Source organism: Bradyrhizobium sp. ORS 278, from assembly GCF_000026145.1.
Taxonomy (GTDB): Bacteria; Pseudomonadota; Alphaproteobacteria; order Rhizobiales; family Xanthobacteraceae; genus Bradyrhizobium.
This window is the reverse complement of record NC_009445.1, coordinates 1,467,546-1,491,295: the sequence shown is the minus strand read 5'-3', so window position 1 is coordinate 1,491,295 and position 23,750 is coordinate 1,467,546. Positions and strand designations below refer to the sequence as shown.

16 protein-coding genes and 1 pseudogene are annotated in these 23,750 nt (G+C 67.1%); 11 read left to right on the top strand and 6 right to left on the bottom strand.

Features of this window, described 5'->3' with window-relative positions; all coding sequences use genetic code 11:
• Nucleotides 1-27 precede the first annotated feature (27 nt).
• From xylB to BRADO_RS06515, 9 genes and pseudogenes are all read left to right on the top strand, one after another.
• Nucleotides 28-1,470 carry a xylulokinase gene (gene xylB / locus BRADO_RS06550; RefSeq protein ID WP_041757355.1) on the top strand — a complete coding sequence of 481 codons (1,443 nt, stop codon included), beginning with the start codon at nt 28-30 and terminating at the stop codon, nt 1,468-1,470.
• A 135-nt stretch (nt 1,471-1,605) separates the two neighbouring features.
• Complete coding sequence (locus BRADO_RS06545; protein WP_041757354.1) at nt 1,606-3,129, top strand: sugar ABC transporter ATP-binding protein; 1,524 nt, start codon at nt 1,606-1,608, stop codon at nt 3,127-3,129.
• A complete protein-coding gene (locus tag BRADO_RS06540) occupies nt 3,122-4,153 on the top strand; it encodes a ribose ABC transporter permease (RefSeq protein WP_011924522.1) in 1,032 nt (343 codons plus the stop codon). The genes BRADO_RS06545 and BRADO_RS06540 overlap by 8 nt, the downstream gene beginning before the upstream one ends.
• 100 nt (nt 4,154-4,253) lie before the next feature.
• The gene (locus tag BRADO_RS06535) at nt 4,254-5,201 is read left to right on the top strand and encodes an ABC transporter substrate-binding protein (protein WP_011924521.1); all 948 of its coding nucleotides are present in this window, start codon (nt 4,254-4,256) and stop codon (nt 5,199-5,201) included.
• Nucleotides 5,202-5,431: 230 nt separating this feature from the next.
• Nucleotides 5,432-6,202 carry a hypothetical protein gene (locus tag BRADO_RS06530; RefSeq protein ID WP_041756185.1) on the top strand — a complete coding sequence of 257 codons (771 nt, stop codon included), beginning with the start codon at nt 5,432-5,434 and terminating at the stop codon, nt 6,200-6,202.
• Nucleotides 6,199-8,304, top strand: coding sequence for a hypothetical protein (locus tag BRADO_RS06525; RefSeq protein ID WP_011924519.1), 2,106 nt, complete (start codon nt 6,199-6,201; stop codon nt 8,302-8,304). Before BRADO_RS06530 ends, BRADO_RS06525 begins: the two co-directional genes overlap by 4 nt.
• Complete coding sequence (locus BRADO_RS06520) at nt 8,286-10,163, top strand: DNA translocase FtsK (protein ID WP_011924518.1); 1,878 nt, start codon at nt 8,286-8,288, stop codon at nt 10,161-10,163. Before BRADO_RS06525 ends, BRADO_RS06520 begins: the two co-directional genes overlap by 19 nt.
• Before the next feature lie 112 nt (nt 10,164-10,275).
• Nucleotides 10,276-10,615 (top strand): annotated as a pseudogene (locus BRADO_RS33760) (Rieske 2Fe-2S domain-containing protein).
• A gap of 56 nt (nt 10,616-10,671) precedes the next feature.
• Entirely contained in the window at nt 10,672-11,139 is a 468-nt protein-coding gene (locus tag BRADO_RS06515) for a molecular chaperone DnaJ (RefSeq protein ID WP_041757353.1), read from the top strand.
• A 298-nt stretch (nt 11,140-11,437) separates the two neighbouring features.
• Here the strand turns inward: BRADO_RS06515 and adh are convergent, their stop codons facing one another.
• Nucleotides 11,438-12,955 carry an aldehyde dehydrogenase gene (gene adh / locus BRADO_RS06510; RefSeq protein ID WP_041756184.1) on the bottom strand — a complete coding sequence of 506 codons (1,518 nt, stop codon included), beginning with the start codon at nt 12,953-12,955 and terminating at the stop codon, nt 11,438-11,440.
• Between the two features lie 147 nt (nt 12,956-13,102).
• A complete protein-coding gene (locus tag BRADO_RS06505; RefSeq protein WP_011924515.1) occupies nt 13,103-14,065 on the bottom strand; it encodes a helix-turn-helix domain-containing protein in 963 nt (320 codons plus the stop codon).
• 261 nt (nt 14,066-14,326) lie between these two features.
• On the opposite strand from BRADO_RS06505, the gene aroQ reads away from it, so the two are divergent.
• Entirely contained in the window at nt 14,327-14,782 is a 456-nt protein-coding gene (gene aroQ, locus BRADO_RS06500) for a type II 3-dehydroquinate dehydratase (RefSeq protein ID WP_041756183.1), read from the top strand.
• A complete protein-coding gene (locus BRADO_RS06495) occupies nt 14,782-15,816 on the top strand; it encodes a Gfo/Idh/MocA family protein (protein WP_041757352.1) in 1,035 nt (344 codons plus the stop codon). Before aroQ ends, BRADO_RS06495 begins: the two co-directional genes overlap by 1 nt.
• 81 nt (nt 15,817-15,897) lie before the next feature.
• On the opposite strand, the gene BRADO_RS06490 is transcribed toward BRADO_RS06495, so the two are convergent.
• The 4 genes from BRADO_RS06490 to BRADO_RS06475 all read right to left on the bottom strand — a co-directional run bounded on the left by BRADO_RS06490 (nt 15,898) and on the right by BRADO_RS06475 (nt 23,664).
• Entirely contained in the window at nt 15,898-17,343 is a 1,446-nt protein-coding gene (locus BRADO_RS06490; protein WP_041756182.1) for a CapA family protein, read from the bottom strand.
• Nucleotides 17,322-20,150, bottom strand: a complete 2,829-nt coding sequence (locus tag BRADO_RS06485) for a DUF3160 domain-containing protein (RefSeq protein WP_011924511.1) — start codon at nt 20,148-20,150, stop codon at nt 17,322-17,324. The genes BRADO_RS06490 and BRADO_RS06485 overlap by 22 nt, the downstream gene beginning before the upstream one ends.
• A 157-nt stretch (nt 20,151-20,307) precedes the next feature.
• On the bottom strand, nt 20,308-21,957 hold the full coding sequence (locus BRADO_RS06480; RefSeq protein ID WP_011924510.1) for an outer membrane protein: 1,650 nt from the start codon (nt 21,955-21,957) through the stop codon (nt 20,308-20,310).
• A gap of 726 nt (nt 21,958-22,683) precedes the next feature.
• On the bottom strand, nt 22,684-23,664 hold the full coding sequence (locus BRADO_RS06475; RefSeq protein WP_041757351.1) for a catalase family peroxidase: 981 nt from the start codon (nt 23,662-23,664) through the stop codon (nt 22,684-22,686).
• Nucleotides 23,665-23,750 lie beyond the last annotated feature (86 nt).

Below are 23,750 nucleotides of genomic sequence, written 5' to 3'. Positions count from 1 at the left end.
GTCACCATGCCTGCGTCGCGAGGCGTCATGTATCTCGGCATCGATCTCGGCACGTCCGCCGTCAAGACGATTCTCGTCGACGACGCACAGCGCGTGATCGCAAGCCGCAGCCAGCCGCTCGGCGTCGACGTGCCGCGGCCGGGCTGGGCGGAGCAGGATCCCGCCGCCTGGATCTCGGCCGTGTTCGCGACGCTCGATGCGCTGAAGGCCGATCATGCCGGCGAGTTGGCGGAGGTCGCGGGCATCGGGCTGTCCGGCCAGATGCACGGCCCGGTGCTGCTCGACGCCAGGCTGACGCCGCTGCGTCCCTGCATCCTCTGGAATGATGGCCGCTCGGCCACTGAATGCGCCGTGCTGGAACAGCGCTGGCCGGCGCTGCGGCAGGTGACCGGCAACAAGGCGATGCCCGGCTTCGCCGCGCCGAAGCTCGTCTGGATCGCCGAGCACGAGCCGGAGATCTTCGACGCCACACGCCTCGTGCTGCTGCCCAAGGCCTATGTCCGGCTCGTATTGTCCGGCGAGGCGATCGAGGATGTCTCGGATGCTTCCGGCTCGCTGTGGCTCGATGTCGTCAGGCGCGACTGGTCGGACGAGGCTCTTGCCGCCACCGGGCTTGCGCGCGCGCGGATGCCGCGCCTCGTCGAAGGCTGCGCGCCCGCGGGCCGCCTGCGCGACGATCTCGCCCAGCGCTGGGGCATGACGCAGCGGCCGGTCATCGCCGGCGGGGCCGGCGACAACCCGGCCGGCGCGGTCGGCATCGGCGCGATCCGGCCGGGCGCCACCTTCATCACGCTCGGCACGTCCGGCGCGGTGATCACGCCCGTCGCGTCCGTCACGCCCAATCCCGCGCGAATCGTTCACACCTTCTGCCACGCGATTCCAGCCTTGTGGCTGCAGGCCGGCGCGATGCTGTCCGCCGCCTCCTGTCTTGCCTGGATCGCGCGGCTGCTGGGCGCCAGCGAAGCCGAGTTGCTCGCGCCGCTCGGCACATCGCCCACAGCGCCATCGCCGGTCAGCTTCCTGCCCTATCTCGCTGGCGAGCGTACGCCGCATGACGATCCCGATGTGCGCGGCCTGCTCGATGGCCTGAGCCATGCGACCGATCGCAACGCCATCGTGCAGGCCGTGCTCGAGGGCGTCGCCTTTGCATTGGCCGATTGCCGCGATGCGCTGACGGATACGGGCCTCGTGATATCCGAAGCGGATGCGATCGGTGGCGGCTCGCGGTCCGACCTGTGGCTCGCGATCCTGGCGAACATTCTGAACATCCCGATCCATCGCCTGGCCGAAGGCGAAACCGGCGCGGCCTTCGGGGCCGCGCGACTGGCGCGGCTCGCCGTGACCGGTGAAGACATAGCCGATGTCTGCACGCCGCCGGCGCGCGTGCGCTCCTTTGTGCCGGATCCCGGGCTGGCGGCAGACTATGCCGAGCGGCTGCGGCACTGGCGCCGGCTGTATCGCCGGCCTTAGCGGGCGCCACAAGCGCCGACGTGGCACGTCGATGGTCTTTCATATTGTATTCGGCAACAGCCTCTAGTTTAATGGCGTCCCCGCGCCGACATCAATGAGCCGCGGGAGATAAGACGACGTGCGTTGGGAGGCACGATGAAAGGTCCGATCCTCGAGATGCGCGGGGTGTCGAAGTCATTCTTCGCCATCAAGGCCCTGCAGAAGGTCGACCTGACCGTCTATGCCGGCGAAGTTCATGCGCTGATGGGCGAAAACGGCGCCGGCAAATCCACCTTGATGAAAATCCTCTCCGGCGCCTACCGCCCCGATCCCGGCGGCGAGATCCGCATCGATGGCGAGGTCGTGCGTATCGAGGGGCCGATGGGCGGCCGCAATGCCGGCATCGCGATCATCTACCAGGAGTTGTCGCTGGCGCCGAACCTGACGGTCGCCGAGAACATCTATCTCGGACGCGAGCTGTCGCAATCCGGCCTGCTCGCGCGCAATGCCATGCGCGACGCCGTTGGACCGATCCTGCAGCGGCTCGGCGCCGACTTCTCGGCCGCGACGCTGGTTGCCGAATTGTCGATGGGACAGCGTCAGCTGGTCGAGATCGCCCGCGCGCTGCATGCGCGCTCGAAGATCCTGATCATGGACGAGCCGACCACCTCGCTATCAGCCGGCGAGAGCGAGAAGCTGTTTGCCTTGATCCGCCAGCTGCGCTCGGAAGGCCTTGCCATCATCTACATCTCGCACCGCATGGACGAGGTCTACGCGCTCGGCGATCGCGTCACTGTGCTGCGCGACGGCCGGCTGGTGGGCTCGCTCGACAAGCCGGAGATCCGCGCCGACAGCATCGTGCGCATGATGGTCGGGCGTGACGTGTCGTCGTTCTACAAGAAGGACCACGACCCGCACGCCAAGCGCGACCGCGCGGTGCTCACGGCGGTCGATCTCGGCGACGGCCATCGCGTCAAGGGATGCTCGCTCACGGTGCATGCCGGCGAAGTCGTCGGTCTCGCCGGATTGATCGGCGCCGGGCGCACCGAGCTCGCGCATCTCATCATCGGCGCGACGCCCAGGACGACAGGGCATCTGGAGCTCGACGGCGAGCGTATCGAGATCGAGACGCCGCGCGACGCGCTCGACGCCGGCATCGCCTATCTCACCGAGGACCGCAAGGCGCTCGGCCTGTTCCTCGACATGTCCTGTGCCGACAACATCAACCTCGCGGTGATCGGCCGCGACGCCAGGCTCGGCGGCCTCCTCGACCGCGACAAGGCGCGCGAGCGGGCCGACGAGGCGTTCAGCGCGCTCGGCATCCGGGCGCCCAATCCCGGCGTCACCGTCGGCGGCCTGTCGGGCGGCAATCAGCAGAAGGTGCTGCTGTCGCGCCTGCTCGCGACCGCGCCGAAGGTCCTGATCCTAGACGAGCCGACGCGCGGCGTCGATGTCGGCGCCAAGTCGGAGATCTATTCGATCATCGACAATCTCGCCAAGGCCGGCACCGCGATCCTGGTGATCTCGTCCGACCTGCCGGAGATTCTCGGCATCTGCGACCGCGTGCTTGTCATGCGCGAAGGCCATCTCGCCGGCGAGTTGCAGCAGAGCACGGCATCACCCATCACCCAGGAAGACATCATGGCGCTGGCCACCGGGACGGAGCACGTCGATGCCTGATAACAGCTCAGCTCAAGCCAAGGTCGTAACGCTGCCGTCGACATCCGACAACAAGCAGCAGCGGTTGCGGGTGATGATCCGCGCCGCCGGCATGCTGCCGGTGCTGCTGATCCTGTGCATCGGCTTCCACATGCTGTCGGAGGGGCGCTTCTTCACCGGACAGAATCTCGGCATCGTGCTGCAGCAGGCCGCCGTCAACACCGTGCTTGCGGCCGGCATGACCTTCGTGATCCTGACCGGCGGGATCGATCTCTCTGTCGGCTCGATCCTTGCCGCGGCTGCGATGGCCGGCCTGACATTGTCGAAGATGCCCGAGCTCGGCGCGCTGTGGCTGCCGGCCGCGGTGCTCACGGGCCTTGCCTTCGGCGTCGTCAACGGCGCGCTGATCGCGCTGCTCAGGCTGCCGCCCTTCATTGTCACGCTCGGCTCGCTCACCGCGGTGCGCGGCCTCGCCCGCCTGATGGGCGGCGACACCACCGTGTTCAACCCGACGATCCCCTACGCCTTCATCGGCAACGCCTCGCTGACGATCATTCCCGGCGTGCTCTCGATTCCCTGGCTGTCGGTGATCGCGCTGCTCGTCATCCTCGGCTCGTGGCTGATCCTGCGCCGCACCGTGCTCGGCGTGCACATCTACGCCGTCGGCGGCAATGAGAGCGCGGCGCGGCTCGCCGGCATCAAGGTCTGGGGCGTGCTGCTGTTCGTCTACGGCATGTCCGGCCTGCTCGCCGGCCTGGGCGGCGGCATGCAGGCGGCGCGGCTCTACGCGGCGAACGGCCTGCAGCTCGGCCAGTCCTACGAGCTCGACGCGATCACCGCGGTCATCCTCGGCGGCACCTCCTTCGTCGGCGGCATCGGCTCGATCTGGGGTACCCTGGTCGGCGCGCTCATCATCGCCGTGTTGTCGAACGGGCTCATATTGGTCGGCGTGTCCGACATCTGGCAATACGTCATCAAGGGCCTCGTCATCATCGGCGCCGTCGCGCTCGACCGCTACCGGCTACAGGGCTCGGCCCGCACCTGAGATCAACCGGCGGGCCGCTGATGGCGGCAAGCTTCAACGTTCTTCCACGGCCGCTGGTCCGCCGTGCGCAGGGATTTAAAAAGGACCAGGGAGGAAACCAATGTTGAAGACCATTTCGCTCGCCGGTGCCGCGCTGGCGCTTGTCATGAGCTCCGCGCCGTCCTCGGCCAAGGAGCTGAAATCGATCGGCGTCTCGCTCGGCTCGCTCGGCAATCCGTTCTTCGTCGCCCTGTCGAAGGGCGCCGAGTTCGAAGCCAAGAAGACCAATCCCAACGTCAAGATCACCGCGGTCGGCTTCGAATACGATCTCGGCAAGCAGGTCACCCAGATCGACAATTTCATCGCCGCCGGCGTCGATATGATCCTGCTCAATCCCGGTGATCCCAAGGCGATCGGCCCGGCGATCAAGAAGGCACAGGCGGCGGGCATTCTCGTCGTCGCGGTCGACACCGCGGCCGAGGGCGCCGATGCCACCGTCACCACCAACAACGTGCAGGCCGGCGAGATCTCCTGCCAGTACATCGTCGACAAGCTCGGCGGCAAGGGCGACGTGATCATCCAGAACGGCCCGCAGGTGTCGGCCGTGATTGACCGCGTCAATGGCTGCAAGAGCGTGTTCGCCAAGGCCCCGGGCATCAAGGTGCTGTCGAGCGACCAGGACGGCAAGGGCTCGCGCGAAGGCGGCCTCACCGTGGCGCAGGGCTACCTGACGCGCTACGCGAAGATCGATGCGATCTTCGCGATCAACGATCCGCAGGCGATCGGCACCGATCTCGCCGCCCGTCAGCAGGGACGCACCGGCATCATCATCACCTCCGTCGACGGCGCCCCGGACATCGAGGCCGCCCTGAAGGATCCGGCCACCCCGCAGATCCAGGCCTCCGCCTCGCAGGATCCGTTCTTCATGGCGCGCCGCGCCGTGCAGATCGGCGTCGGCCTGCTCAACGGCCAGAAGCCGGCGTCCACCGTAGAGCTCCTGCCGTCCAAGCTGATCACGCGCGACAACGTCGCCGAATACAAGGGCTGGACCTCGGAGCGGAAGGAGTAGAGCGCGACCCTCCGCTCTGATCGACCTGCTCTGCAACGCCGCCCCTCCCGGGCGGCGTTTTGTCGTTTAGACTGCCTTCGCCAAACGGCTCAAACAACACAGACGTGACGGACCGAGGACGACGGACTCGCGCGCCCGCGACAGATATGGCAAACAACGGCGATGACGGGGGAGTTGGACCTGCGCTGGTGATCTTGCTGCTGGCGGTTCCCCCCGCAGGGGTGACTGCCATGGCCGCGAAGCTCGACGACCTCCTGCCCGCCATCATCAAGGCCGGCGACTCCGGAATGAGCCTCGCCAGGATCAAAACGACGTTCGGCGGCAAGGCGGCTGCGAAAGTCGTCTCGCCGGAGCTGCGCGAGCATCTCGCCTCGCTCACGCGCGAAGGTGCGATCTGGGGGCCACTGAGGCAGGGCGTCGCGCAGCTGTATTTCGCCAGCGGTCACGGCCCTTCCGTGGAGACGGCGAGCCAGGCGATCGTGCGGCTGATCGCCGCCTCCGGCGTCAAGCTGATCTCCAAGCCAGGGCTTGAGAAGAAAATCACCGGGCTGAACAAGAAGTTCTTTCCCGACGGACTGAAGCACGCCGTCGCCAGCCAGGCGATCGTGGAGCTGACCTGCGGTAGCTCGAAATATTATCTGCATCGCGATGTCGCAGCCGACTATTTCGGCTTCGCCGCCGCGGCGTCCGAGAGCGAGGCACCTTCGCATGATGGCGCTGCCGCGGGCGCTCTCACCCTGGGAGACCTGCTCCCGGCCTATCGCCGCCTCAAGGGCGAACAAGGCGGCTTCTCCGCGGTGAAGATCTTCGATCTCATGAAGGCGAGCGGAACGACGAAGGAGGACCTGCATCGCCTGCTGATCGAGGAGACGAAGGCCGGACGGGTCACGATCCATCCGACGACGACGGTCGATCTTCCGAAGGAGGAAATGGATGCCGGCATCAAGCTCGCCGGCTTTCCGGAACCTTTCGTGACCGTCGTCGTCAAGAACGATCCATGAGCAACCCTTACGTCGGCATCCAGGTCAATCCATTCGAGGACGCCATCGTCCGCGAGCCGCGCGACGTGACGTTCTCGGTCAACGGGCTCAACGATGCGCCGCTGAACCGCGTGCTCACCAAGTTCGCCGCGCTCGAGGGAGGCGAACTGCCCCGCAGCAGCCCGGTCAAGTCCGATCGCGCCCAGCTGGTCGTGTCGCCGGATCGCGGCTACGGCAAATCGCATCTGCTCGGCCGGCTGTTTACCGCGCTTGGACGCAAGGCCACCAAGGTCTATTTGCGACCGTTCCAGGATCCTTATAAAGCATGGCAGTCGATCCTGCTGCTCACGCTGCAGGAACTCGACCGTCCCGACGACGGGAGCGCGGAGGCGCCGAGCCAGCTGAGCTCGCTTGCGGTCGGAACCTTGGCGCATATCGTCGCGGACTTTGCTGAGAACGGCGCGCCCGAGATCGCGGCGGCCGTGCCCGCGCTGCGGCGTCTCGCCAGCGGCACGCTGCCTGCGGCCGAGATGCCGGCCCGTCTCGGATGGCTGAGCGCGCTGTTCGCCAGCAACGGACCGATCAACCGGCTGGCCGGGCTGCTCAGGAGTCGGCACATCGACCTGCATGGGCACGAGAAGGCCTGGCTCAAGATTCTCGTCGCCTGCGCCTTCGATGAGGCCGACGGCGAGCGGCGGCGCGCGGCGCTGAAATGGCTGCGCGCCGAGCCGCTGGAGCCGGAGGAGGTCGAGCAGTTGCGTCTGGACCAGGCCGACAATGACGGCCGCGGCGACGTCACTCCGCAGGAGATCAATGCCCTGAGCTTCGGCAGGCTGCAGGGTCTCTGTCAGCTCGCGTCCTACTACCGGCCCTTCGTGTTCTGCTTCGACCAGACCGAGTGCTACGCCAGCGATGCCTTGCTGATCAAGGCGCTCGGCAATTGTATCGAGCAGCTCTATGCCGAGTTGCGCAACCACCTCACCGTGGTGACCGCGAACCAGCGCAACTGGGTCGAGGACATCAAGCCGCATCTTGAGCCGGCGCATCGCGACCGCTTCTCGCAGGAGATTGCGCTCGAGGGCATCACCAAGGCCGGCGCGCGCGAGCTGATCGAGAACAGGCTGACGCTGTGCGGCATGCAGCCCAGGGACGCCGCACGCTTCTTTTCTGACGCGTGGCTGGACGATCTGTTCTCGACGCTGACCGAGCTCGGCGTACGCGCGCTACTGATGCGCGCGGAGGACCGCTTCACGGCGCTGGCGCGGCCCGATGCGGCGCCCCCTTCGCCGCAAACCCTCGACGATCTCTTCCAGATCGAGCTCAACAATATCCGCTCCCAAAAAGCGCTGCAGGTCTACAATCAGGACTGCCTCATGTGGTTCGCCAAGGATGTCGGCCAGGCCATGACCGGGGTGAAGGCGGGTCGGACCTCAGGGCGGCGCTACTTCTCTTTCGAATGGCGCTGGCCGGATCGCAGAGTCTACTTCGCTTTCGAAGGCGGCGATCATTGGCGTCGCTGGAAGGCGATTGCCGACGAGGCGATTGCTTTGTCTGGCCCTCAAAGCGGCCGCCCTGCGCTCACCTATGTGTTCCGCACGCCCGACCTCGCCCGCGTGCCGCGGCCGTCCTGGGCGGTCGCCAAGGCGACGATGGACCAGGCGGGCCGCCACGGCTTCCGCATCGTCGAGTTGACGCTCGATCAGGTCTGCGAGTTGCATGCCGCGCGCGAGCTCTATTCCAATGCGCTGCAGGGCAATATCGCATTTTCGGGTCCCGCCACCCTCGCCTGGCTGCAGACACGCTTCGCGCCGTTCCTCGCCGACATCGCCACCGCCGGGATGCCGATCAAGGTGCGCAGCGTCGATGCCGGCGGACCGGCGGCGAACCCGCAGCGCACGACCAGGCAAACGACAGACGCGTCCCACGCACTCGACGGCGACGATCTGCGGACTGTGCTCGACCTCGTCCGCGAGCAGCGCATCGTCGACATCTCCGTCGTGCTCGACAGGCTCGGGCGCAAGGAGCTGCGCGATCCCTTGTTGCGCAGCGTCGAGGCGCATCCCAATCTCAAGGCCCATCCCGGGCCCAAGACCATCTTCCTGCAATGGCGCATCACAGCATAACGGCGACAGAGCTCACCTTCGCCGTGCTCGATCCCGACTGGCGCGCCAGATGGCTGCGTGGCGAGAAGCCGTCGACCAAGAGCTTCGCGCCGGTCGGCACAGTGCGTGCGATGGGCGTGACGTTCCACAAGGAGGTCGAGAAGCTGGTCGGCTGGCTGACGGCGCGCGGCAGCCTGAGGGCCGCGTCAAGGATCGATACCGTCGATGCGCTGGTCGATCATCTCTGGGCGAATTCGCTGCAGGCCCTCACCGATAAATTGTTCGAAGCCGGCCGCGGCGAGGACGCTGCGGTCTTCACCGAGCGGATGCGCCGCTTCTGCGCCCGGCTGATCGCGCTGCGGGCACGGACGCGCCATTTCGAGAACTGGCAGGACGTCTTCGTCGGTGCCGAGCAGAATCTGGCGCGTATTCCCGTGCCGGTCGGCAACACCGTCGTGGAAATCCGCGGCCGCGTCGATGCCATCCGCATCCATCCTGAGCAGCATCTCGAGGTCGTCGACTACAAGCTCAGCCAGGGCGCGCGGCAGAAGGCCGATCTGGTGCAGCTTTCGATCTATGCGCACCTGTTGCCGATCTGGCGGCCAGGCTGCGAATTCGCAGGAACGCTGGAGTACTATCTGCCGGACTTCCAGGAGGTCTCGGTCGCTCCGGAGGAGTTGAAGGACATCTTCACCGGCATGGTCGATCCGGTACTGCGGGAGATGTTCGACGACACGGCCGTCACGCCGTCGCGTTCCGCGGCCGCGACACCCGATACACGAGCGGTCCCGCCAACGCCCGTCGAAGCAGGCGCGCCTGCGCTGCGGCCTGGCGCGAACCCGCTCGGCAAGGCCGTCGTCGAGGCTTTCAGCAGTTTCAATCTCGCCGTCGACTGCGCCGACGTCATCGAGGGACCGCAATTGATCCGGCTACGGCTCACGCCGGGTCCCGGCGTGAAGGTCGCCTCGCTCGCCAACCGCGCTGCCGACCTGCAGGTCAAGCTCGACCTCGCCGAGCCGCCGCTGATCAAGGCCGGCAAAGGCTTCGTCATTCTCGATCTGCCGCGGCCTGATCCGAAGCCGTGCCTGCTGAAGGACGCGCTGGCCGGGCCGCTCGCATCCGCCCTGAAGAGCACCGTGAGCTTCCCCGTCGGCATCGACGTTGAAGGCAACCCGATCATCGCCGATTTCGCCGATCCCAACACCTGTCACGCGCTGGTCGCCGGCTCCACCGGAAGCGGCAAGAGCGAATGGCTCAAGGCCATGGTCGCCAGCATGCTGCTACGCGGCTCGCCCGAGCAGGTCAAGATCGCGCTGATCGATCCGAAGATCCTGACCTTCTCCGGCGTCGGCGGCAGTCCCTATCTGTGGCGCCCCGTCGCGACCACGCTTGGCGAGGCGCTGAGAATCCTGCGCGACGCCGTCAAGGAGATGGATGCGCGCTATCAGATCCTGAACGGCGCGGGCGTCGTCAATCTCGACGACTACATCAAGGCGGGCAAGACCGACCTGCCCTTCCTGGTGCTGATCTTCGACGAGTTCGCCGATTTGATCCTGGCCGGTCGCGACGACAAGAAGGAGTTCGAGGCGCTGGTCGCGCGCATCGCCGGCAAGGGCCGTGCCGCCGGCATCCATCTGGTGCTGGCGACCCAGCGTCCCGATCGCGCGGTCGTCACCGGACTGATCAAATCCAACCTGCCGCTCAAGGTCTGCCTGAAGGTCGCCAATGCCGTGAATGCGCAGATCGTGCTGGATGAACCCGGCGCCGAGAGCCTGTTCGGCAAGGGCGACCTGCTGTGCGATCTCGGCCGTGGCCTGGTCCGCGCCCAGGGCCTGTTCATTCCGCAGGCGGAGTTCTTGGCTGCGCTCGGCCGTCATTAGTTCGCATCGACTGCTTGTCGGGTTTGCGACAATGAGTCGTCGGTTTGCGTCCGAATCCGCTGGTCCGGAAATTGCGAGAGCAAGTCCAACGGCATCATCAATAGGCGATCCGATGGCTTTCACCGCAGTCTGTCCGACAAGCGCCATCTCCGAAGGCGGCATGGGCCTGTTCCAGGTCGGCAAGAAAAGCGTGCTGCTGCTCTGGCCGGACGGCGGCGCGCTGACGGCATGGCGCGGACGTTGTCCGCATGCCGACGTGCCGCTGACCGAAGCCACTTTCGACGGCAAGACCATCACCTGTCCGCACCATCAATGGGGCTTCGACAGCACGAGCGGCAAAATGCATCACGCATCTCGTGCGCAATGCGCTGCATTCCTATCCGCTGCAGATCGAAGGTGGCGAGATCCAGGTCGATGTCGGCCCGGTGAAGCCGGCGCGGACGCCAGCCTGACGTCGGCGCGCGAAGCGAGGAGCGCGGACAAACGCCGCATCGATACGAGTGGCCGCATGACGAGCGCCGGGGAATGGGTGATCTGGAACGGGTCGATGGGCATCGTCGATACGGTCCGGCTCGGCCCGATTGTCGACGGGGCGGCCGGCCGGCTGGCATCGCTCGCGCCGCCCTATGACGTCGTCGGGCCGTTCAGCCTCGACGAGTTGGAGACGCACGGCCAGATCTCGTTCGGCGCCTGCCTCGTGATGTCGCAGCAGCGCTGGCGCGAGGATCAGGACGGCTTGCGCATTGCGGCACGCGCGGCGAGGCGCGCCTTGCTCGATCAGCTCTCACGGGACGAAGATGACGAAGCCTATCGCGCGCTGCTCAACCTGCCGCTGCAGGGCCGCCTGACGGCGATGGAGATCAACGCGGGCTTCAGGAGGCTCGCCAAATCAGCGCACCCCGATGCCGGCGGCAGCAACGAGCTCTACCGGCGCATATCCGAGGCGCGCGAGGCCCTGCTGGCGCAACTGGACTAGCAGGTTGGAAGCCGCAGGGCGCCCCGTCGAGATGCGCCACTACCGCATCTGGAGATGCAGAGCTGTCCCAGCGGACGATCCTACTTATTAGTTGCTCCGTCATGCCCGGGCCTGTCCCGGGCATCCACGCCGTTCTCGGAAAGTCGGACGACGTGGATGGCCGGGACAGGCCCGGCCATGACGACGCGGGCAAGAGACGAGCACAAAACTGCGTTCGTCAATGACGATGGCTGCGCCGACATGGGCTGGCGCACGGGCCGGCCGGGGCGCTCATGCCCGACCGGCCCCGCCCCAGCCTCTAGAAGAAGCCGAGCTTCTTCGGGCTGTAGCTGACCAGCATGTTCTTGGTCTGCTGGTAGTGGTCGAGCATGACCTTGTGGGTCTCGCGGCCCACGCCCGACTGCTTGTAGCCGCCGAACGCGGCATGCGCCGGATAGGCATGGTAGCAGTTGGTCCAGACGCGGCCGGCCTGGATGGCACGGCCGAAGCGATAGCAGGTGTTGGCGTCGCGGCTCCACACGCCGGCCCCGAGGCCATAGAGCGTGTCGTTGGCGATCGACAAGGCTTCGTCCTCGGTCTTGAAGGTCGTGACCGAGACGACGGGCCCGAAGATCTCCTCCTGGAATACGCGCATCTTGTTGTGCCCCTTGAACACCGTCGGCTTGACGTAGTAGCCGCCGGCGAGCTCGCCGCCGAGCAGATTGCGCTCGCCGCCGATCAAGAGCTGCGCGCCCTCGTTCCTGCCGATGGCGATGTAGGACAGGATCTTGTCGAGCTGCTCGGACGAGGCTTGCGCGCCGATCATGGTCGCCGGATCGAGCGGGCTGCCCTGCACGATCGCGCCGACGCGCTTTAGCGCGCGCTCCATGAAGCGCTCATAGATCGACTCATGGATCAGCGCGCGGCTCGGACAGGTGCAGACCTCGCCCTGGTTGAGCGCGAACATCACGAAGCCTTCGATCGCCTTGTCGAGGAAGTCGTCATCCTCGGCGCAGACATCCTTGAAGAAGATGTTCGGCGACTTGCCGCCGAGCTCGAGCGTCACAGGGATCAGGTTCTGCGAGGCGTATTGCATGATCAGCCGCCCCGTCGAGGTCTCGCCGGTGAAGGCGATCTTGGCGATGCGGGGTGACGAAGCCAGAGGCTTGCCGGCCTCGAGGCCGAAGCCGTTGACGACGTTGAGCACGCCCGCCGGCAGCAGATCACCGATGATCTCCATCCACACCATGATCGAGGCCGGGGTCTGCTCCGCCGGTTTCATCACGACGCAATTGCCCGCGGCCAGCGCCGGCGCGAGCTTCCACGCCGCCATCAGGATCGGAAAATTCCAGGGAATGATCTGGCCGACGACGCCGAGCGGCTCGTGGAAGTGATAGGCGATAGTATCGTGATCGATCTCGGCGATCGAGCCTTCCTGTCCGCGGATGACGCCGGCAAAATAGCGGAAATGATCAATCGCGAGCGGAATGTCGGCCGCCGTGGTCTCGCGGATCGGCTTGCCGTTGTCCCAAGTCTCGGCCAATGCGAGCTTGGCGAGATTGGCTTCCATGCGATCAGCGATCCGGTTGAGGATCAGCGCGCGCTCGGTGACGCTTGTGCGCGCCCAGCCATCCTTGGCGGCGTGCGCGGCGTCGAGCGCAGCCTCGATGTCGGAGGCATCGGAGCGTGCGATCTGACAGACCGGCTGGCCGGTGATCGGCGAGATGTTGTCAAAATATTTGCCGGCGCTCGGGGCCTTCCAGGCGCCGCCGATGAAGTTGTCGTAACGCGCAGCGAAAGGCGGCTGGAACGCCGCATTGACGTCGACCTTGGTCATCTGTCTCTCCCATTCACGCCGATGCACACGGCGTTGGAGAGAGGCTCGTTCAAACCGGGTTTGCAGACCAGTAGGCGGCGGCGGCGCGTCGCCGGAAGTGTCGCAGTTCTGCGACAGCTCGACGCCGGATTGCGGATTGCGCCGCGCTCAGCGCTCCAGCCCGAGCCGCTTCATCTTCCGATGCAAGGTGGCCCTGGACATGTCGAGCTCCTTGGCGGCCCTCGACACGTTGCCGCCAGCGCGCGCCAGGGCGCGCTTCAAAACCGCGCGCTCGGCGGCATCGATGTCGTCACCCGCCGCGGGCACGCCCTTGATCAGGTCGCCGGCCGGCACCGGACGCGCCAGCGCCGAGGCCGACAGGCCGAGCGCCCGACGCGCCGCGCGGGTGGCGCCGACGACAAGATCGTTGCCGTCGACCGCGAGCATCGAGTTGATGTCGCGCTCGCTGTCCGGCGTCAGCACGATGCGCGCGTGCGGAAAGGCCTGGCGGAAATTCTCCGCCTCGATCAGGCGCGCGGCATCGGCGACGGTGGTCGCGATCAGCCGGCCGAAGCCTTCGGTGAGATCGGCGCGGCAGGATGAGACGTCGAGCGCTGCCTTGAGCTGGCCATGCTCGTCGAAGATCGGCGCCGTCGTGCAGAACAGCCTGGCATTGCGGGTGAGATAGTGCTGATCGCGGTCGATGGTCAGCGGCCGCTTCTCGACCAGGCAGGTGCCGATCGCGTTGGTGCCTTCGTGCCGCTCGCTCCACACCGCGCCGATCCACAGCCCCCAGGAATCGAAGGTCGAATCGTCGCCGCGCGCGCCGCGCCGGTCGACCACGGTGCCGTCGGCATCGGCCAGCAGCACCGAGCACCCGACGCCGCCGACGGCAAGAAACAGCCGGTCGAGGCTTGCTTGCGCGATCGCGAGCAGCCGCCCGAGCCGCTCGCGCGCCTCGGCAATCTCGGCTGCCGTCAGTCGGCAGGATGGCGCGTGGGTGGCGGGATCGAGCGCGTGGAGATGACCGGAGCGGCGCCAGGACGCCGCCAACGCCGAAACCGCCGGCGCCCCCTTGGCGACGACGTCGAGCACGCGGTCCGAATGGGATTTTCCGGGCGAACGCCCCATCTCCCTCCTCCGGCTCTCTCCCCTGCCCCTGCGGTCGGCAGCCGTCCCGCGGGTCTTGGCGTCATATTGAGACGACTACAACACCCCGCCTTGATCCGCGTCAAGGCATGCCGGCGACGGGCCAGGCGCAGGCACCAGGCTTCTCCCTCGGGCGGCTTTTGCCGAAAAGGGGCTCCGCGGTTGCCAAAGGCGCGCGCTTCATGGCAAGCACGTGCCGACGGCGTCGCGCAGGTGCAGCGCATCCCGAACTGGAGTTCTCCCATGAGCAGCCTCGTCTACGTTCTCAACGGGCCCAACCTCAACCTGCTCGGCAAGCGTCAGCCCGAGATCTACGGCCGTGAGACCATGGCCGACGTGGAGCGGGACTGCAGGGCGTTGGCGGCAGAGCTCGGGCTCGAGATCCGCTTCCACCAGTCGAACCGCGAATACGAGCTGATCGACTGGATCCATGAGGCGCGCGAGACCGCCGGCGGCATCGTCATCAATCCCGGCGCGTTCACTCATACATCGGTCGCGATCCTCGATGCGCTCAACGCGTTCGACGGGACGGTCATCGAGGTCCACATTTCCAACGTGCACAAGCGCGAGGAATTCCGTCACCACTCCTTCGTCTCCAAGCGCGCCGACGGTGTCATGGCGGGCTTCGGCACCCAGGGCTATCAGCTCGCGCTCCGGCGGGTCGCCAGGCTGCTCGACGAGGGCAAGGCCGGCCATTGATCAGTCTCCCTGTCCGTTTGGCCGTCGCCGGAGCGGGTCTCATCGGCCGGCGTCACATCGAGCAGATCGACGCCTGTCCGGAAGCGGTGCTGACGGCGATCATCGATCCGGCGCCCGCCGCCAACGAGCTTGCGCAAGCGCGCGGCGTCCGCTGTTATTCGTCGCTTGACGCGCTTCCGGCCGAGCACCGGCCCGACGGCGTGGTCATCGCCACGCCGAACCAGCTGCACGTCGCCAACGGCATGGCCTGCCTGGCCGCGGGACTGCCGGCGCTGATCGAGAAGCCCCTGGCCGATGACGTCGCAGCGGCGCAGACACTGGTCGAGGCCTTCGAACGCGCCGGCGTGCCGCTCCTGACCGGTCATCACCGCCGCCACAATCCGATGATCCAGCGCGCCAAGGCCGAGATCGACACCGGCCGTCTCGGCCGGATCGTCGCCATCCATGGCGTATTCTGGCTGATCAAGCCGCACGATTATTTCGCGCCGGCCTGGCGCCGCGAGGCCGGCGCCGGCCCGGTGCTGATCAATCTCAGCCACGACATCGATTTGCTACGCTATCTCTGCGGCGACATCGTCGCAGTGCAGGCGGCACAGTCCAACCAGGTCCGCGGCCATGCCGTCGAGGATACGGCGGCGATGATCCTGCACTTCGAGTCCGGCGCGCTCGGCACGTTCAGCGTGTCCGATACGGTGCAGGCGCCCTGGAGCTACGAGTTCACCAGTGGCGAGAACCCGGCCTACAGCCGGACGCAGGAAAGCTGCTACCAGATCGGCGGCACGAAGGGGTCGCTCGCGATCCCGCAGCTCGACCTGTGGCATCATCCGGATGCGGCGAGCTGGTGGGCACCGATCGCGCGCGAGCGGCTCAGCTATGACATGCAGGAGCCGCTCGCCCGGCAGATTGGGAATTTCTGCGCGGTCATCCGCGGCACGGCCGCTCCGGTGGTCAGCGGTCGCGAGGGCCTGAACACGCTGCGCGTGATCGCCGCGATCAAGCGAGCCGCGGCGTCGGGAGCTCGTGAGACCGTCTGAGAGTTGCAGCCGCCCGGCGCTATGTTGGGCGTGCACTGAGTAGGCTTGCACTGAGTGGACTTGCACTCACTGGACTTGCGCTCAATTGACCGGCGCGAAACGCTGCGCACAGCGCGCGGCAAGCTCGCCGTCATTCACGCCGGTGAAGCCGAAGCCGTTCCAGGCATAGGCCTGCGTTCGCGTCGCCGACGGCGTGGCCGTGTCCAGCATGATGAAGGAATCGCCACGATGCAGCGCGCACAGATACGACTGCCCGGCATCATCGGCGATCAGCACGGCGTCGAGCAGCGGCCAGGCCAGCGCGGAGCCGCGCCATCTGGCGACCAGGCCATGCATCGTGACTTCGTAGACATAGGGACGCGGACCGTCCTCGCCGTCGATCGGCGAGGCATGGCGCTCCAGCGTGAACAGCAGCGGCGGCTGGTCGGCGACGAGCCGTCCCGCTTCAGCTGACAGCAGCGCGCGCGGCGGCGTCCGCCAACGGCTTGCCTTGGCGCGGCCTTCGAGAACGAGCCGATCCGAGACGATCTCGCCATCGCGAAGCCACGGACCGATGGTCAGCCCCGCGACGCGCAGCGGCGGGCCGGCCTGGACGGGACATTGCGCGAGACTGGAAGCCGACTGCTCTGGCGTTGCTGACAGCACGGGATACGCCGAGCCATCCGGCGTGCCGGTCGGCAGGCCGCTGCAGACCAGTCGGTCGTCCTCGATCTCGCAATCGGCGATCAGGCCGCGCTTGGTGAGTGGATATTTCTGGTCGAACACGTGATTGCCGAGCGAATAGAACACTGGCTTGCCGTCGACGCAGGCCGGCGGCTGCACGACATGCGGATGCGCGCCGATGATGAGGTCAGCGCCTTGTGCTACCAGCCACCGCGCCGCGGACTCCTGCTCGGGCACCACCCAGTCGGCGAGTTCCTTGCCCCAATGCACGGACACGAGCACCCAATCCGCCAGCGCCCGCGCCAGCCGCAGCTTCTGGGCCACAGGCCAGGACGGGACCTGATCGATCTGGCCGTCGCGGCCCGGCACGAGATTGAGGCTGATCAGCGCCAGCGTGCGCCCGCGGACCTTGAGGAACGCCGGAGACTCCGCCGAGCCGATCGCACCGAGGCCGGCGGCATGCAACGCCTCGCGCGTCGCCTTCCGTCCGGTCGCGCCGAGATCGCCCGAATGATTGTTGGCGATACCGAGCGCCGTGAAGCCGGCGTGCTTGAGCAGCCCCACGAGGCGCGGATCGACCGCGAAGCACAGCTCCCTCGGCGCGTCGCACGCCTCGGCCGTGCCCACCGTACCCTCGAAATTTCCGACAACGAGATCGGCGCGCCGGAACATGTCGCTCATGCCGTGCCACGGCGACAGGCCACCGCGCGCGGCGATCTCGCGCGCCACCTGTCGCGATAGCATGATGTCGCCGGTGAACAGCAGCCGCGCGGCATCAACCTCCGCCGCCTCCGCGGCTGCCAAGCCGGAGACGACGAGCAGCAGCGCCAGCGCGGCCCGCATCACGGCTGACGCGCCGGACACGACAGCACGTTCGCCGACAGGTGCCGCGCCACCCAATCCGGCCGCACCTGCGCATCGACCACCTTGCGCCAGGCGGCGTCATCGATCGGCTGCGGCGAGGCGAACTCGTAGTAGGAATAGACACCGCCCTTGACGATCTCCGAGCGGCCGCTGTACGGCACGATGTGGTCCCATTCGAGCGGCCGGCCGACCCCGAGCTCGCGCGTCTCCGACGGCGCATCGGCGACGTCGACCACCTTCATCATCGGGTCGGGGTTGGACAGCGCGTATTGCGGGTTCGACAGGCTGGAGAAGATCAGGAAATTGTGCTCGGCGGCGCGGCCGACATATTGGATCAGCCTGAAGTCCTCCGCACTCAGCCCCTCGCCCTTCAACTCCTTCTCGGCGATGTTCTGATATTTGCGGATGGTGTCGCGCGACTCCGTCAGGCGCCGGATGATGCCGTCGCGGAGACGCGCATTGGCCGCGGCATCTGCCGCAAGGCTCCGGCTGTCCCGGACTATCGCGATGGTGGCCTCGAACAGGTCGGCGATCGCCGCGAAGCTTGCCGGATCAGGCTCGACATAGCCGCGCGGCGGCTGCATCACGATCGCCTCGAAGCCGCCCTCGCCGCATTCGGCCACAGTCTTGTCGTTGACCAGCACGGTGGCATGGCGCAGCGTCGCCCATGAGGCGAGGCCGGTCTGCAGGCGCTTGGCGTTCCACACTGGTCCCGCGACCGCCGAAGCCGTCGTGCTGTCGGCCCATTGCGTGGCCAGCGCGGCGATCCAGGAGTCGTAGAGGCCACCGCGCGACCTGCCGCCGGCGGCAACAAAGCGCTGCCGCACGGCGGCGATACGGCCGGCGAGATTGGGATAGGTGGCGAAGTCGCGGCTGAGCAGTTCGCCTGCCAGCCGGTTGCCGGCAATCGCCGCAAAGTCGAGACCCGACGGCAACAGGCGCGAGCCGCCGTCGCGGGAGGTGATACGCTCGGCGTCCGGCCGCTCGGCATGATCGACGACATTGTCGAGCGCCTCATTGTCCCAGCCCCAGGACAACGGGAACAGCCGCGTGCCGCGCGTGTCCGGATGCGAGGCGATGGTCGAGGCGGCGCCGCCCCAGACGAGGTCGAACCGCGACGAGGCGATGAACGGCCGGTAAACGGCGATCCAGTCGGTCGCCGCTTTGCCGACGGCGGCATCGAGGCCACGCAGCATCGCGGTGTCCTCGGCCGACAGCGGCAGCGCGCTGAGATAGCGCACCGCGCCGAAATAGCGCTTCTGCGCATCCGTCGTGTAGTGCCCGCGCGGCTTGAACTGCGCGAAGTCCAGCGGTGCCTGCAGCGCCAGCGACTGCGCAGAGCCGCGGGCCGCTACGATCAGGCGCGCTTCCGCGTTGGAGTCGCTGCGGCCTTCGAGCACGGCATGCGCCGCGGCGAATGCGATGGCCATGCGGCTGCCCGGATGGCGCTTCGCAAGCTCCGCATCCGCCGCCGCGACGAAACGCGCGAGGGCGGGCCCCGCCTGTTCACGCTCCAGGATGATGAACAGCCCGTCGAAGGCCGCGCTGTACAATTCCCAGAACAGGTCCGTGGTCACCAGATAGGGCCGCGTCGGCATCCGGGTGTCAGGCGCGCCGCATTGATAGGATTCGGTATCGTAGAGCTTGAAGAGCTGGTCGATCTCCGGCAACGGCCGGAATAGACCGCGATCCCGCAGGAAGGCCTGCTGGTCGGCAGCGCTCTCCATGTACATCCAGGCATTGGCGACATCGGCGAGCGGCACGGCGATCGGCAGATAGCGCAGACTCCTGGTCGCTCCGTCAGCGGTCAGCGCGATGACGCCGCGGCCGTCGGGCATCTGCGACGGCACCGAATCGAGCTTGTACTCGCTGAGCGCCGGCTGGTCGGAGCCGTCGACGAGGCCCTTGATGCGGATGCCGGGCTGCCCCGGCTGCCAGTCGATCGCAGCGATGCCGTTCGGCGCGTAGGTCAGCGTATGGCCGCAGTCGCGGCCGAACGGCGCGCTCTTGCCCCAATTGTCGACGCCGTAGCCGAGCTTGTGCAGGCACTTCTTCTGGTCCTCCCAGATGAGCTGGTTGCCGGCCGGATGGAACTGCAGCGGCAGCGCCGACGGCGCGATCGTGGTGTTCGGTGCGTCATCGTCGTTCGTCTTGCCGGCGTCGCGCTGCGGCCCGACCACCGTGTACAACGCCTTGCCGGTCTCGGTGACCGTACGCAGGGCGTAGGCGCCGCTGGCGAGCCTCTCGCCGAAGAACAGCCGCAGCACCGGCGCCTTCTCGCCGTTCACCTCGAAGGGCCGCGGGCCGACAACGAGCCGTCGCAAAGGCGCGGCGCTGGAATAAACCGTCTGCGCCGTGAAGCTCGCTGCCTTGGCGTCGAGCTTGAGGATCTGCGATCCGCGCTCGCCGATGGCCAGCAGGAACAGCGCCTTGCCGTGCGGGTGCCAGGTGATCGAGGCGAGCCGCGTCTGCGCGGGCACGTCGATGCGGCGGGCAAATCCCTCGCGGCCGAACGCCCAGAAGGCCACCTGCTGGCGGCGCGATGCATCCTCGACGATGACGGCGACCTCGGTGCCGGCCGGCGACGCCTCGTAGTCGCGCAGCGAGAGCCCCGGCGGCAGATCGAGCGACACGGCCCCGGTCGGCGACCGCGCCACCACCGTCTCCTGCTCGTCATAGGCGAACGGGCCCTGATATGGCTCGGCCGGCGCTGCGGCCTCCTCGACCAGCGGCGTCTGCGCGCTTGCGCCGATCGGGGCGATCAGCAGGGCACAGCAGGTCAGCAGCGCCCGCGAGACGATCGTCATGCGAAATCCTCCGTCTGCCGTTCACGCGGCCGGATCCATGTGTCCACGCGCGACGCCGAAACGTTCAATGCAGGCCAGCCGCCGGTTCGGCAACAGCAAAAGGCCGCCTGGACGAACCAGGCGGCCTTGTCATGACCGAGAGCCGCGACGCGCGCGATCAGCGGCCGGCGCGCGACAGCATCTCGAACCGGTAGTTCACACCGATCATCGCGGTGTGGAGCTGCGTCTTCTGGCTGACGACGTTCGGCCCGCCGGTGATCGCGGCCGCGCCCGGCAGCACGCCGGTGGCGGTGCCGAAATCGGCGTAGTCGTATTCGGCGAAGGCCGACCAGTTGCGGGCGAACATCCACTCGACGCCGGCGCCCACCGTCCAGCCGCTGCGGTTGAACGCGACGCTGGCGGACTGTCCGGTGGCGGTGTTGGCAACCCCGACGGTGGTCCGCGTCCACGCCGCGCCGCCGCGGACATAGGCGAGGATCTCCGGCGTCACGAGATAGCCGGCGCGCACGGTGGCCGTATAGAGATTGCTGGTGCGCGTGTTCAGCGTCAGCCCGGGCGCGAGCGGGCCGGACACGTTGATGTTGCCGAGATCGGCCATCGCCTGGATGCCGACGACGAACCGGTCGAGCTGATAATCGCAGCCGAGCTGCAGTCCGCCGACGACGTCGCTGCCATTGCTGGACATGGCGGTCGGGATCTGCACGGCCGCCACCGGCAGCGGCGCGACATTGCCGCCACCCGCGACCGGGGGCGGATTCTGGACAGGAGGATTCTGCGCGGGAGGATTCTGCGCAGGCGGATTGTTGTTGCCCTGCGGCGGGGGATTTTTCGGCGGCGGGTTCTTCGGCGGCCAGCCCGGCTTGCCCGGGTGATACGGCCAGCCGCCGTGATCATCATTGCCGCCGTGGTGCTCCCAATGATCCTTGTCCGGCTTGCCGCCATAGCCGCCCTTGCCGTCGTCATCGTCGCGCGGCTTGCCGCCCCAGCCGTAACCGCCGCCATGCTTGTCGTCGTCGTGATGATCCGGCTTTATCCAGGCGTAGCTGTCGTGTCCGTCCTTCGCCGGCTGCTTCGACCAGCCGAACGAAGGCTTGTCATAGCCATCGTCCTTCTTGCCGCCCCAGCCGCCGCCCTTCTTGTCGTCGTCCTTGTCGCGGCTGAGCCAGGAGGACCGGTCGGAATAGCCGCTGGACTGCAGCTGCGACCAGCCGCGCGACTTGTCATGGTCGTCGTCGTGCGTCTTGCCGAACCAGTTGTCGCTGTACTTGACGTCCTTGTAGTTGTCGTACTTGTCCTTGTCGTCCTTGTCCTTGTACGGCGTCTGCCAGGGCCATGACGGCTTGTCGCCACCTTTCGACCCGACCTGTGGCCAATGATGGTCGTCGTGATCGTATTTGTCATGATCGTACTTGTCGTGATCATGCTTGTCGTGGTCGTACTTATCGTGGTCGTGCTTGTACGGCGGCTTGCCGTTCGCCCAATCATGATCCTTGTCGCCGTGATAGGGCTTGCCCGGCTTCCACCAGCCGCCGCCGTGATCGCCGTAGTGCGGCGGCTTGTTGGTGGGCGGCTTGCCTCCGCCATTGTTCCCGCCAGGGTTGTTCGGCGGCGGCGGGTTCGGCGGGGGATTCGCAACCACCGGCGGATTTGCCGGCGGCGGATTGTTGACGTTGCCGACCGGCTGCGGAGCAGGCTGCGCGGGCGCGGCGCCGGCATTGGCGAGCTGGCTCCAGTTCTGCTGCTGGCGCGACCACGCCATGCCGGCGTTGGCGCCGGCGTGGCAGCCGCTCCACCTGTAGGCGAACACATCCGGCGGCGGGAGAGGTGGTGGCAGGGCAAGATCAGTCGCCCAGACCGATGTCGTACTACCTGCGAAAGTCGATAGGCAAAGACACACGCCAAATACGCGACGCATCGAACTCATAACTCCTGAACACGTGCCGCAACAAGCGACGGCCGCATCAGGAGGGTCGGATTGTGTCGCGATCTGAATTGAAAATTGTCATTGCTAGGGAATGCGGTTCCCGACGATCCGCCGTCAAACATTCCGTTTGGAGTGTTGCAGCGAAGATGCAGGATTCAGGCGAAAACAAGCGGCGCGACACGATTACGTCGCAGAGTGCGTCGATCACGCGGGCCGCGCCGATCGTTAGCAGGCAAACGCAGACGCCGCGCGATGCCGTCAGACCGCTTGCCACAGGGCGTTTCGCGATCGCCGCTCCTGATGAGTCCGGCCGGGCGCGACGAACTACTCGCTTCGGTTGCTACACGCGATGTTGCAGTCGCATTTGGATCGGTGTGCCGTCAGCACGACATCCGGCGCCGGTGATGATGCGCGTCGGCAACGCCGCGCGGTGATCATGCGCCGGGCGCGGCGCCATCGATCAGGACAAAAGATGGCGCGGCCGCGCCGCAATGCCAGCGAATGTGGCGAGACCTCACCGATCCCACGGCGGGGTCCGGCAAGCGGGGCCGCAATGCATCCGCATTCGCGGCCCGCGCGTCGTCGCAGCGCTCACGCGCCGCGAACCGCTCACGGATTGCGCCGCGAGAACGAGATCGCGTAGGCGGCGCTGCGGATGTCGATCATCGGATCGTCGGAGGCCTCGATGCCGTCGGTGAGCTGGCTCGGCAGGAACAGGAGCTTCTTCTGCGCGGCGTCGCTGTCGTCGACCGCCTTGTCGATCGTGAGCACGCCGAGCTCGACCAGCTTGCGGTCGTCGGGCCACGGCTTGGCCGGATCCTTGGTATCGTCGCCGGCGGCCGCGAGCTGCGCCATGAAGCGGAAGGTCACGGACCCCTGCTTCAGCCGCGCCGGCAGCTCGGCCATCAGGAAGTCCGGCGCGCGCCTGGCGGCGTCGTCCTTGTCGAGATGCACCACCTTCTGCGGCAGCATCTGCCAGCGCACCGCCTGCCTCGCGCCGTCCTTGTTCACGAGCACGAAGGCGTTGACGCCGAAATAGGCCTCGTCGGCAAAGCTGTCCGGCGTCGCGATGGTGCCGAGCGCGGCCGGCGCCGACGGATGGCTGCCGATGAACTGATCGAGCCTGGTCGGCTTGGCCGCGTTCGGCCCGCTGTCGGCGATCGCCAGGAACAGGTCGCGCAGCTCCGCCGCCGTCGAGACGGGGAAGAACTTCAGCGAGTTGATCACGAGGTCGACGTCGCTGCCGTCGGCGAGATGAAACTTCACCGCCATGCCGTGCGGATTGGCATCGCCCGAGCCGTCCGGCAAATTCGGCACGCCGGTGGAATCGGAGAACCGCACCGTCACCGGGATCTCCGCCCCGCTGAACAGCGCCGCCTTGCTCAAGCCGGCCGCCTCCGCCGACGGCTTGAACTTGCCCTCGACCACCACGCCCTTGGCGTGATTGGCGCGGAATCCGGCGTGCACGCCGAACACCTTGTTCATCGCGTCGACGAGCTGCTGCTCGACCGGCGCGTCCTCGGCGACAGCAACGGTCGGCAGCGCGAAGGCCAATCCGGCCAGCATGGCCACGAGCGAGCGTGTCTTCATCAGCGTCATCCTCCTGTTGGGGCGATGCAGCATAGCAGCCTCGATTGACACGCGAGCGACTTTCGCCGTCGCGGGCCGCCGCGCCG

Bases quoted from the DNA above. Each gene is read 5' to 3' on its own strand.
- xylB (WP_041757355.1), top strand. From the start codon at position 28: ATGTATCTCGGCATCGATCTCGGCACGTCCGCCGTCAAGACGATTCTC.
- BRADO_RS06485 (WP_011924511.1), bottom strand. From the start codon at position 20,150: ATGACGATCGTCTCGCGGGCGCTGCTGACCTGCTGTGCCCTGCTGATC.
- BRADO_RS06545 (WP_041757354.1), top strand. From the start codon at position 1,606: ATGAAAGGTCCGATCCTCGAGATGCGCGGGGTGTCGAAGTCATTCTTC.
- BRADO_RS06520 (WP_011924518.1), top strand. From the start codon at position 8,286: ATGGCGCATCACAGCATAACGGCGACAGAGCTCACCTTCGCCGTGCTC.
- BRADO_RS06515 (WP_041757353.1), top strand. From the start codon at position 10,672: ATGACGAGCGCCGGGGAATGGGTGATCTGGAACGGGTCGATGGGCATC.
- BRADO_RS06475 (WP_041757351.1), bottom strand. From the start codon at position 23,664: ATGAAGACACGCTCGCTCGTGGCCATGCTGGCCGGATTGGCCTTCGCG.
- aroQ (WP_041756183.1), top strand. From the start codon at position 14,327: ATGAGCAGCCTCGTCTACGTTCTCAACGGGCCCAACCTCAACCTGCTC.
- adh (WP_041756184.1), bottom strand. From the start codon at position 12,955: ATGACCAAGGTCGACGTCAATGCGGCGTTCCAGCCGCCTTTCGCTGCG.
- BRADO_RS06535 (WP_011924521.1), top strand. From the start codon at position 4,254: ATGTTGAAGACCATTTCGCTCGCCGGTGCCGCGCTGGCGCTTGTCATG.
- BRADO_RS06505 (WP_011924515.1), bottom strand. From the start codon at position 14,065: ATGGGGCGTTCGCCCGGAAAATCCCATTCGGACCGCGTGCTCGACGTC.
- BRADO_RS06530 (WP_041756185.1), top strand. From the start codon at position 5,432: ATGGCCGCGAAGCTCGACGACCTCCTGCCCGCCATCATCAAGGCCGGC.
- BRADO_RS06540 (WP_011924522.1), top strand. From the start codon at position 3,122: ATGCCTGATAACAGCTCAGCTCAAGCCAAGGTCGTAACGCTGCCGTCG.
- BRADO_RS06525 (WP_011924519.1), top strand. From the start codon at position 6,199: ATGAGCAACCCTTACGTCGGCATCCAGGTCAATCCATTCGAGGACGCC.